We start from the raw sequence: 11,844 nt of genomic DNA on the forward strand, positions 1-11,844 counted from the left end.
AACTTTCCCCTTTCTAACTTTACTCTTGCAACTCTTTCATGAAAAAGCCGCAGATGATGCGGCTTTTCAGTACTTAAGCTTTAAACTTCTAGCTCAAAGCTTATAACTGCCAGTTGAAAGACACTGAGTAGTTACGTGGTGCGCCGTAATAGCCTTGTGCCCAGAACAGGCTATGAAGATATTTTTCATTAGTGACGTTGTTGATATTAAGGTTAACACTTACATTATCATTGATGTCATAAGTCGCCATTAGATTTAATAAGCCATAAGCATCTTGAGTTGTGGTAATGAGAGGGGCATTAGTATCAGCATCACGAACTTGTACACGCTTGGTGTCGTCTTGCCATTGATAATTTAAGCCAAAAGTTAAGCCATCAACTTCAGGTACTTTGTGTGTTACAGCAAGTTTGAATTGATTTTCTGGTGTGTAGTCTTTAACTAGGTCATCACCATCAATATTTAAATTACTGTAACTGAAACTCGCACTCAAGGTATCGTTAATTTGACCGCTTAATTCTACCTCAAAACCATCACTGTTTATGCCATCAGCACCATAATAACGTGTATCATCAGGAAGTGAGCCTGGCACGGCAACAGCAAGACCTTCCTGTTTAGCATCAAAATAGGCAAGAGTAACAAATAAGTTATCATCAAGTAGCTGTGCTTTTACACCAATCTCGCTGCTTTTACCTGTGATTGGGTCTAAGTAATCGCCATTGATGTCACGTTCAGTTTGTGGCACAAAGGTTTCAGTGTAGCTTGCGTAAGTTGATAAGCTTTCGTTGATATCATACACAGCACCGAAGTAAGGCACAGTTTGCTCACTGTCTTTATCTTTTGCTTTACCATATGACTCGCCCTCTGTTTCCCAGTTTACTTGGCTTACACCAGCTAAAATACTGAAAGCATCTGTGGCACGGATACGTGTTGAAATATACGCAGAACGTTGACGGCTGGTGATATCAGCACCTGTTAAACCATCAGTAAGTGTTGGCACTGGCGCAACACCATTCCACCCACCTAACTCCGGCATTGCAGGAAAACCATTACCAGTCGTGTAGTCATAGAGTGATTTATCTTTGTAATCAATATCTGCTTGGTTTACGCCAAAAGATAGGTCATGTTCCATACCAAATAAATCAAATTTACCCGTTGCGTAAATATCTAAAATGTCGTGCTTATCTTTGTGGTCATATTCACTTGCGTAACCTGTTAAGCCAAGACCTGTTTCTCTGTCTGGGGTACCGTAAACATAGAAAAGTTCTGAGTCTTGCTCATTTTCTAAGTGTGCGTAGCTTGCTTTTAAGAACCAAGTATTGGTAATTGCTTGCTCAATTGATAAAAACAACTGCTCTGTTGTGTTATTCCAGTATGACCAATCAGACGCTGTGCTGGTTGATGTATCAAAGTTTGTTGCAGTACCATCGCTATAATAAAGCGGTAGCGCGCCCCAAAGTGGGCTGTCGGCATCTTTCTTTTGATTTACATAGTTAGCAGTTACAACTGTGCTATCAGTAAGCTGACCTTCGTAGGCTAGGTAATAAATTGTTTTATCTTGCTCGTAACGGTCAAGGTATGACTCTGTTTTGTGCTTGGTGAATACAGCACGCACTGCATGGTTTTCGTTGATAGCAGTTGATGCATCAAGCTCTTGACGTTTGTTATCCCATGAACCATACGATACAGATGCATTTACTTGTGTTTGGTAAGTAGGGCGCTTTAGAACCATGTTGACGGTTGCAGATGGGTTACCAGCACCTGTCATTAAACCATTGGCACCACGTACAATTTCAACACTATCAAAAATAGAGGTATCAAGAGTACCTTGGATTGAACCGTTATCTTGTGGCATACCCATGCCATTAACTTGGAAGTTAGTGATCTCAAAACCACGGGCTTTAAAATAAGTACGGTCAGTTTCGATTTGTTCAACAGTCACACCAGGGGTGCTCTCTAATACGGCATTTAGGTTATCGAGGGAGAAATCATCCATTAATGCACGTGAAACAACAGAGATTGACTGTGGTGTTTCTTTAATTGTTAGTCCTAACTTAGTTGCTGACTGTGCTTCTTCGGTGATGTAATTTTTATGATGCTGGCCATAAACAGCTATTTTTTCAATAGCTTGTTCTTCTTTTTGTTGTTCAGCTAAAGCGTGTCCACTAAGTAGTGCTGAGGTCACTAGGCTTAACTGCGATAAGCGCAAAAATTTTGTTGATGACATGCAAAGTTCCAATTAGTTCAATTAATAATGAAATTAACGCGTAATCTAAACTAAATGAGAACGATTTGCAATTAAGTTTTTGTGGGGCTTGAAATGTTTTTAAAAATGCAACGCAGGAGAATCCAAACGCTTGATAAAAAAAAGCGGCCGAAGCCGCTTCAGGAAGTAAAACTTTTAATTTTAAAACACGTATTTTGCAGAAAATTGCAGACGATCCATATCGCCATCAGTGCCACTTTCAAGCTCACGTTCTGCATGTTTGAATTCAACCCCAAAAGTCAATTTTTTAACTGGTGAATACAATAGGTTAGCGCTAAAGCTTTGGCTTGTCTTTGTTGGGTCAATAGACATAGCTAATAAGTCGGTATTGTTATCAGCAGAGAAGAATGAATACAGGAAGGTTGAGCGCCATTGGCTGCTCCAGTTTTGTTGATAAGCAATAAAGCCAGATGTTGAATCAATCGCATCTAGATCATCGCCATCAAGTACCGCACCATGAGCAACATTTAAACCAACATAGCGGCCTAAACCAGAACCTTGTGTAAGCATAAATTTAAGATTATTTTCACCAAAATTTACTTTACCTGATGCGCTGATACCAAACGATGATGTATCCGCATCAATGCCATTTTGTTTATAAGTAAGCTGGCGTGCCAGACCTGTTACAACAAGCTCACCCCAATCAGCCTTATGGGCATAACGTGCTGTAAAGTCAGGCATTGAAGCATCATCAGTCGCCACACGAGCACCACCTACAGTGACTGTACTTTCTGGGTTTTCAACAGAGAATGACCAGTTACCTGTTGTGTAGCGAATTTGTGCTTGGCGAGCAAACACAGTACCTTCTGCTGGGCCAACAAAGTCTAAGGTTTCAGGAAGGGCGCCAACGTTTTGGAAGTTTGACCAAGCTTGACCAAATAACCATCCATCATAAGTTACAAATGCTTGGCGTATACGCGGTGCATAAGAGTTTGTAACACGCTCATTTCCACCTGGTGCAGAAGCAAGGAAATCGATTTCTATTTTGGTTTTAATTGTTTTCCCATCATCTAATTTAGTTGCTGTGCCTAGGCTAAATCGAGACTGGCGAGCATGCATATCAAAGACAGCATCACTGTCGCTGTCTGCGCCCACGGGGGTTGTACTTGGGACATAGAAGTCACGGCCAATGCTGCCACCGGCTGGTACACCTGCAGAGTAATCACTCCACATCGCATCTAGTTTTACATAGCCACCATAAGAAACGTCGGTGTTACCAATGGTTGCAGCGTTAGCGGTACCTGTAAGTGCACATAAAACAGCCGAAGCTGTCAGTGTTTTTAATGCGGTTACTTTTGTTGTTGTCATAATGTGTATTCCTGTCGAAGCTACTTGTTGATTGCATTAATGTTGTTGTATCACTGTTGTTTAAGAAATGACTTCTCTCAATTATCTATTGGTCTATTAGACTAAGGTGGTAAGCGACTCAAAATCGCTTACCTGCGAACATTGGACTAGATTATAGAAGGCGATTTCGAAGTTTTTTGTGAAATGACAAGATATACAACTAAGGTCTAATACTTTCAGGGGCTTTGCTGAGTGATCCTTGAGGCAGGCCGAAGGCAAGTAATTAAAATGGAGACGACAACAATGTCAGAAAGTATCTATCCAGTACCAGCGCATATCAAGAATGCAGCATTAGTTGATAACGATAAATATAATACAATGTATAAGCAATCTATCGATGACCCTGAAGGATTTTGGCGAGAGCACGGTAAACGCCTTGATTGGTCAACTCCTTATAATAAAGTAAAGAACACCTCATTCGACAAAGGCCACATCAGCATCCGCTGGTATGAAGACGGCCAACTTAACGCTTCATATAACTGTATTGACCGCCACCTCGCTACTAAAGCAGATAAAACAGCCCTTATTTGGGAAGGTGACAACCCTGAACACAGCGAAAATATCAGCTACCAACAACTTCATGACGAAGTAGCAAAATTGGCAAATGGCCTTAAAAAGTTAGGCGTATCAAAAGGTGATCGCGTTGCTATTTACATGCCTATGACACCGCAAGCTATTTACGCTATGCAAGCATGTGCGCGTATTGGCGCGATTCATTCTGTGGTATTTGGTGGTTTCTCTCCATCAGCGATTGCTGACCGAATTAATGACTCAGGCGCTAAAGTGGTAATTACTTCAGACGAAGGTCGCCGTGCTGGCAACTGTGTACCACTTAAAGCAAATGTTGATGAAGCGGTATCACAAGACTCAGTAACTACAGTTGAACACGTTATTGTGCATCAGTTAACCGGTGGCGAAGTTGAGTGGAATAGCCACGATGTTTGGTGGCATGAACTTGTCGCTGACCTACCTGCTGAGTGTGAACCAGAGCCAATGAATGCAGAAGATCCGCTTTTCATTCTTTATACCTCTGGCTCAACAGGTCAACCAAAAGGGGTGGTTCATACTACCGGTGGTTACCTCGTTTATGCATCAATGACACATGAATACGTGTTTGACCTAAAAGAAGACGATATCTTTTGGTGTAGCGCTGATGTGGGCTGGATCACAGGACACAGCTACATTGCCTATGGCCCATTAGTAAACGGCTGTACGCAAGTGGTTTTTGAAGGTGTACCAACGTATCCAACGGCGGGTCGTATGGGTGAAGTGATTGATAAGCACAACGTGACTATCCTTTACACTGCACCAACAGCTATCCGTGCTTTAATGGCGAAAGGTGATGAGCCAACAGCTACCTCAACACGTAATAGTTTACGTATCATGGGTTCAGTGGGTGAGCCGATTAACCCTGAAGCGTGGGCTTGGTATTACGAGCACATTGGTAACGAAAACTGCCCAATTGTAGATACGTGGTGGCAAACAGAAACTGGTGGCATCATGATCACACCGTTACCAGGTGCGACAGATATGAAACCAGGCTCTGCAACTCGTCCTTTCTTTGGTATTGCACCGGCACTTTTTGATGCTGAGGGTAATACACTCGAAGGCGCGGTTGATGGCAACCTTGTTATTTTAGATAGCTGGCCGTCACAAGCTCGTACAGTTTATGGTGACCATGAACGTTTTGAACAAACTTATTTCTCAGCATACCCAGGCGTGTATTTCACCGGTGATGGTTGTCGCCGTGATGAAGATGGTTACTATTGGATCACTGGCCGTGTGGACGATGTACTTAATGTATCAGGCCACCGCCTAGGTACGGCAGAAATTGAAAGTGCATTGGTTGCTCACGAAGCTGTAGCAGAAGCTGCTGTAGTTGGTTATCCGCATGACATTAAGGGTCAGGGCATTTATGTTTACATCACACCAAATGAGGGTGTTGTAGTGAGCGATGAACTAACAAAAGAAGTGCGTAACTGGGTTCGTAAAGAACTAAGCCCAATTGCTTCACCAGATATGATCCAATGGTCTCCGGGTCTACCGAAAACACGTTCTGGTAAGATCATGCGTCGAATTTTACGTAAAATTGCGGCAAATGAGCATCAACAGCTAGGTGATACATCAACTCTTGCCGATCCAAGTGTGGTAGATGAACTAATCGAAAACCGATTAAATCGTTAAAATCACGTTAAAAACTTGATTAGAAGTTGATTCTAAACGTAGTATATCGGCTGTCACTTAGAAATAGGTGTCAGCCGAATTTATTAGGAGTGAACCATGAGTCAGTTTTTAATAGCGGACGATCATCCGTTATTTCGTGAAGCGCTGAAAGGGGCATTAAGTGCTAAGTTCGCTGATTTAGAAGTGTTTGAATCGGAAAACTTTGAGACCACTTTACAGGTGTTAAACGAACAAGAAGATCTTGATATCTTACTACTAGACCTTCACATGCCAGGCAATGGCGATTTATACGGCCTTATTCGCATTCGCGAAGATTATCCTAGCTTACCAATTGCTGTTGTTTCTGGCAGCGAAGATATTAACGTTGTCTCTAAAGTAATGGCCTATGGTGCAATGGGATTCATTCCAAAATCATCATCGTCAGATGATATTGCCATGGCAATCAACCACATTCTTGAGGGTGATGTGTGGCTACCATCAGAATTAAAAGATAAAGTCTCTGATGTTGATGGCGAAGATAAAGAAATTGCCGCTCAAGTTGCATCGCTTACGCCACAGCAATATAAAGTTTTACAATACTTACACGAAGGCTTGTTAAACAAACAGATTGCTTACGAGTTACATATTTCTGAAGCGACAGTGAAAGCACACATTACAGCAATTTTTAGAAAGCTAGGTGTGTATAACCGTACTCAAGCGGTATTAATTGCCTCTAAATTACAACTAGAGCCTATTGAGTCGGCATAACAAAAGATAATAATAACAATAAAGAGGCCATACAGCCTCTTCATTTTATTGCTTAAGCGAACACCACGGTTCGATTTCCATTGATAAACAGTTTATGTTCAGACGCGAGTTGCAGCGCTTTGCAAAACACCGTTTTCTCAACATCTTTCCCCATTTTTGCCATCATCTCAGCGGTATCCGCATGGCTAACATGTGTCACATCTTGTAAAATAATCGGCCCTTCATCAAGCTCGTTATTAACAAAGTGAGCGGTCGCACCAATTATTTTTACACCGCGCTCAAATGCCTGATGGTAAGGCTTTGCACCAATAAAGGCAGGCAAAAACGAATGGTGAATATTAATAATCTTACCTTCAAAACGCGCCACAAATTCAGGGCTTAAAATACGCATATATTTAGCTAGGCCGATAATGTCAGGCTGATAGCTGGCAATTAAATCACCCACTTGTTGATCATGCTCAGCACGGCTTAAACCTTCGTGCGATACTACATGAAACGGCACGCCAAAGCCTGCAGCCAGTGGCGCTAAATCTGCATAGTTGGCAATCACAGCCAGTACTTCGATGTTTAATGCTTTTTCGAATTGCTTAAGTAATACACCACCTAAACAATGTGCTTCTTTGGTGGCCAGTAATACCACTTTGGTTTTTTCACTGCTGTGCAGCGCAAGCTCTGCGCCATCAGGAAGTAGCTCAGCAAGGCTTGGTAAAAAATCATCTGAAATAACGCCGCTTAACTCTGTACGCATAAAAAAGCGTTTAGCGTCTTTATCTACAAATTCGTTATTACGTGTAATGTTTAAATTATGCTGATGACAAAGACCGGTGATCTTGGCAATTAGACCAACATCATCATCGCATTGTGTGGTTAAAATCGTGTTCATAGTCCTCATTCTAATCCCGTTTGTGTGAGCCTCATTATTTGCTAATTTTTTAGCGCTGCATAGCGCAAATTGAACTATCTAATAATTTATCTGAATTCATTGTCTAACCTTACAAAATGTAATCATTATTTACTTTTCGTGTAAAAGTAAGCTGCTTTCACTATAAATGTGATTTTTTGTCCATAATTATGATTAATTGAGTGCCTTTCTATACCTTTTTCTACACTTTTTAACCTTAACGTAAGTAACTGTAAGTGAAGGTAATCGTTTGTAAAACATAGAATTTTATTGCTTTAGTTGAGTCAAAGTAGATTATTACAAACAATAAGGAATAAACTCCATGAAAAGTACTCTGCTTAAAACAATTGTTGCCACAAGTTTGCTTTCGTTGCTGGCTGCCTGTTCTAGTGACGACAGCAGCAATAGCAACAGCGGCTATGTGCAACTGTACAATGGCTCTTATAATAGCCCCTATACACGTTTATTTGTTGATGACACTGAACGTTCGGGCGCAGATTTTGGTGATGTATCAACCCGCCATAATTACAGCTCGGGTGAGTATGAGCTGAGTTTTCAGTATGTTGATGTCAACGATAGCTATATCACTATTGATGAAGAAACCATTAAAATTAAAGACGATCAAACCCAGTTGCTAGTAATGAATGGTGATTTTGCTGAGCCAACATTCACTGAGCTAAGTGTGCCATCTTCAAGCGATGAAGATGAGTTTAATGTTGGCTTTTTTAATATCGTCGGAGAAGACAATATTTACGATGTTTACATTGCCACTGATGACGGGTTATTTGATACCGCAGAGTTACTGATGACTTCGCAGTACCTGGTAGAGCCAGAACTATCTACGCTTGAGGAGGGTTATTACACTATTTATGTCACTGCCAGTGGTAGCACTGATGTGATTTTTGAATCACCAAAATTGTATTTTAATGATGAAGCAACTTACATGGCGATGATCCGCCCAAGTTATGCAACAGAAGAAGACGGCATTACCCTTGATGTAGTGACGGCAAGTAGCTCGGTGACTCAACTAAACCACCAAGACGCACAAGGCCAGTTGCGATTTATTAATACTATTGATGATTACACACAAACCCAATTTAAAGTAACCAGAGGAACAACGTCTACTAATACCGAAGTTGTAAGCAACGATAGTTACTCTGAATACATGAGTATGTCACCAAATAGTTACAGCGTAGCCATGTTAGATGAGGCTGGCGACAAGATTGTTGATAACTTCTTAATGACATTAGAGCGTGAGCAAAGTGCGGTTGGTCTATTCTACAATGACAAAGACTACGGCCCTCGTATGATGACCATTGAAGAAAACCTAACACCTAGCAGCTATAGCCACACAGTTACTGTGGTTAATTTAATTGATAACTATGCAGGGCAACAGATTGACGAAGTCGATGTGTATTTCACTCTCAATGGTGAAACCGTTGATGATACTAGTAATGTCGTTGAAGGTTTAGATCAATACGACCAAAAAGAGCAGGTGGTTGATAACGAAGTTTATACAACCTATGTGGTGTTTGAAGACAACGGCCAGCAGATTGTGCTATTGCAACAAAGCGACATGGATTTTACCGAAGAAGGTAACTATATCTTGATGATTGAACATGATGAAACCACTGATTCAGGTTACAAAATGACCTTAGAGCGAACGGTGACTGAGCAGTCTTAATTGGCTTGAACGCAATATCGTTGTTTCTTTACTCTTGCTAAGTGTTTATTATATAAACAATTAAGGTTTTTGCTTTTTTGTTTAAAGCGTACACATGGAGTGAGTATGGACGACGGTATTGCGTTACTAGTATTACTAGCACTAGTTGTTGTAGGTGGCTCAATTGCTGGCATTATTGCCTTTTTTCAACTCTCTAGTTTGAAGCGTGAAGTAGCTGCTCTTCGAGTAGAACTTAACGCGACCTATATCCATAATCCACAAGCAACTATTGTAAATTCGTTTGATAATTTAAACGAAGCTCTGACCGACACTTCAAAACGAGAACCAAAGCCTGAAGCCATTAATAAGCCAACTGAGGCAATGGCTGAAAAGCCACAGCAAACGAAACCCAAGCCTGCAACTTTTAATCCGCTAGTTAGCCAACTAGTTACACAAATCAAAGCCAATTGGCTAACTTGGGTAGGAGCGGTTGCACTTGCCTTTGGTGGTATCTTTTTGGCCCGCTATTCACTTGAAGCCGGTTTATTATCCGAAACCATGCGACTCATACTTGGCGCTATTTTTGGCCTGAGTTTAATTGTTACAGCTGAGGTTTTACATCGTAAAGGTATTACCTTTGAAGGATTTAGCAACTATATTCCCGCGGCGCTGGCAAGTGGCGGCTTTATTAGTTTGTTTGCATTGACCTTGCTGGCCTACAGTCATTACGGCTTACTAAAAGCCTTACCAGCATTTAGCATTTTAACCTTGGTTTCTTTGGCTGCAAGCTGGATGGCATTACGTTTTGGCCCCGTGCTGGCTGTAATTGGTATTATTGGCGCTTACAGTGTGCCTGTATGGGTAGATACTGGGAGTAATGACTTTATTGCACTCCTTACTTATGTTGCTTTTGTCAGTGTATCAGCTTCGCTAGTCGCACATTACGTAAAACGGCATTGGCTGTGGTATTTGTTATGGGCGGGGCATTTAGGCTGGTATTGCTTAGTTGCAATGAGTGCAACTAAAAACCTGCATTGGTTTATTAATCTTTATGCGCTGTTTAGCATTGTATTGTTAATTGCGATTCCACGTTTAGGGCTGAGTATTAAACAAGTTGAATACCGCCCACACCGCTTTAAAACACTTCTGAAACAACTGCCCGACAACCCTCTGTTATTAGCTGTTGTCATGCCACTTTATCTTTTACTCATCAGTCATAATGATCTGCTTACTTGGCAGCTTAGTATGTTGTCGTTAGTGGCTTTACTGTTGTTTTTGGTATTAAAAAACAGTGCATGGGATCACTGGCTGATAATTGCTGTAGTGAGTGTGGTGTGTTTGCTAACAGGGCAATACAATGCTGTTGATTACTCTGAGCAGCTTTTTGTTTTTAGACAAAATTACGGAGCAGGGCTGTTTTTTATTGCTTTGTTTGCTGGTTATGGTTTTTTGTTTGGTCGTAAATACCCTAAACGCTTTGGCTTTACCTTACTCGCTTCACTTTCAAGCTTTGTGATTATTAGTTGCTTATATGTCATCACTCCTGATCATGCCTTAATGACGGCATACCCGGTTTGGTGCTTTGTATTACTGGCACTGTCTGCTTGGTTATTTAAGTTATCAATTAATAGCACGAATCCAATGCAGGTATTTAGTTACTGGCTTGGCGGCAATGCCAATATTAGTTTGGCGTTAACCATGCTTCTTGAAGGGAGTAGCTTAACCTTGGCACTCGCTGCGCAAGTGTTGTTGATCAGTTTTTATGTCAATAAACATGCACTCAGCATTCCGACTTGGCCGCTAAAAGGTTTAGTTGGTGCTTTACTTGTTAGGTTAAGTTTTGCACCTTGGTCAGCTGATTACAGTGATGCGCTATTACTTGGTGTGCATTGGAGTTTAGTTGTTTACCCTGTGTCTGCTTGCTTATTTTACTTGGCAGCAAGACACTGGCAGCAGCAATCTGTTCGGATGTGGCTAGAAGGTGCTACGCTTCATTGTATCGCTTTATTCATTACCACAGAGACGAGCTATCAGTTAGTGGGGCACTATCCTGATTTTGAGAACTTGTCTGTGTATGAGCATATTTTATTAACCTGTAACTGGGGCATATTGGGCTGTGTTTACCTGATGCGTTCACGTTTTACTGCGCAATTAGCTAAGCTCTATCAAGTGGCAGGTTTTGCGTTATTAGCATTAAGCGGATTGTTAGTTCTGAAAAGCTTTACCGCTGTAAATCCGTTTTTTGAGCCGATAAATATTGGCAGTTGGCCGATTATTAACTGGCTATTATTACTTTGGTTAGTCCCCGCCTGTATTGCAATTTGGGCCAGCCGACTAACTCAATCTCAGCACTATTTACAAAAGCTGTTTACAGCTCTTGCGGGTGTGATGAGTGTTTTATATATCAATGCGGAAATTCGCCATAACTGGCAAGGCGAGTTTATAAATATTGCTTTGCCAACCTCAGATGCCGAGCTTTACAGTTACTCTTTAGTTTGGCTTATTATTGGTGCTTTGGTGGTCGTGGCGGGGCAGTTAAAAATTATTACGGTTTTACAAAAGCTAGGCCTTGGCTTATTGGCGCTGGTGGTATTAAAAGTGTTTCTGATAGACATGGCAAACTTAACCGGATTATTACGTGCTATTTCGTTTATCGGTTTAGGCTTGTCGTTAGTTGCACTTAGTTGGTTGTTCCAAAAATTTAAGGCAAAGCCTACTGCTTTGCCTTAAATAAAGGGA

General features: G+C 41.3%; 7 protein-coding genes. 4 read left to right on the forward strand and 3 right to left on the reverse strand.

Annotated features, from left to right (window positions below):
- Positions 1 to 100: 100 nt before the first annotated feature.
- Complete coding sequence (locus tag L1264_RS01385) at positions 101 to 2,224, reverse strand: TonB-dependent siderophore receptor (RefSeq protein ID WP_199526303.1); 2,124 nt, start codon at positions 2,222 to 2,224, stop codon at positions 101 to 103.
- A gap of 180 nt (positions 2,225 to 2,404) precedes the next feature.
- Positions 2,405 to 3,571, reverse strand: coding sequence for a DcaP family trimeric outer membrane transporter (locus L1264_RS01390; protein ID WP_199526302.1), 1,167 nt, complete (start codon positions 3,569 to 3,571; stop codon positions 2,405 to 2,407).
- 282 nt (positions 3,572 to 3,853) lie between these two features.
- On the opposite strand from L1264_RS01390, the gene acs reads away from it, so the two are divergent.
- Together acs and L1264_RS01400 are read left to right on the forward strand one after the other, a co-directional pair.
- Complete coding sequence (gene acs, locus L1264_RS01395) at positions 3,854 to 5,794, forward strand: acetate--CoA ligase (RefSeq protein WP_135926005.1); 1,941 nt, start codon at positions 3,854 to 3,856, stop codon at positions 5,792 to 5,794.
- Between the two features lie 96 nt (positions 5,795 to 5,890).
- Positions 5,891 to 6,541 carry a response regulator transcription factor gene (locus tag L1264_RS01400; protein WP_135926004.1) on the forward strand — a complete coding sequence of 217 codons (651 nt, stop codon included), beginning with the start codon at positions 5,891 to 5,893 and terminating at the stop codon, positions 6,539 to 6,541.
- Positions 6,542 to 6,593: 52 nt separating this feature from the next.
- On the opposite strand, the gene purU is transcribed toward L1264_RS01400, so the two are convergent.
- A complete protein-coding gene (gene purU / locus L1264_RS01405; protein WP_055021009.1) occupies positions 6,594 to 7,424 on the reverse strand; it encodes a formyltetrahydrofolate deformylase in 831 nt (276 codons plus the stop codon).
- A gap of 340 nt (positions 7,425 to 7,764) precedes the next feature.
- Between purU and L1264_RS01410 the strand changes: the two genes are divergently transcribed.
- A complete protein-coding gene (locus L1264_RS01410) occupies positions 7,765 to 9,126 on the forward strand; it encodes a hypothetical protein (protein ID WP_199526301.1) in 1,362 nt (453 codons plus the stop codon).
- A 105-nt stretch (positions 9,127 to 9,231) separates the two neighbouring features.
- A complete protein-coding gene (locus L1264_RS01415) occupies positions 9,232 to 11,835 on the forward strand; it encodes a DUF2339 domain-containing protein (RefSeq protein WP_199526300.1) in 2,604 nt (867 codons plus the stop codon).
- Positions 11,836 to 11,844: the final 9 nt, after the last annotated feature.

The sequence above is a fragment of the Pseudoalteromonas sp. APAL1 genome (assembly GCF_021532475.1).
Taxonomy (GTDB): Bacteria; Pseudomonadota; Gammaproteobacteria; order Enterobacterales; family Alteromonadaceae; genus Pseudoalteromonas; species Pseudoalteromonas lipolytica_C.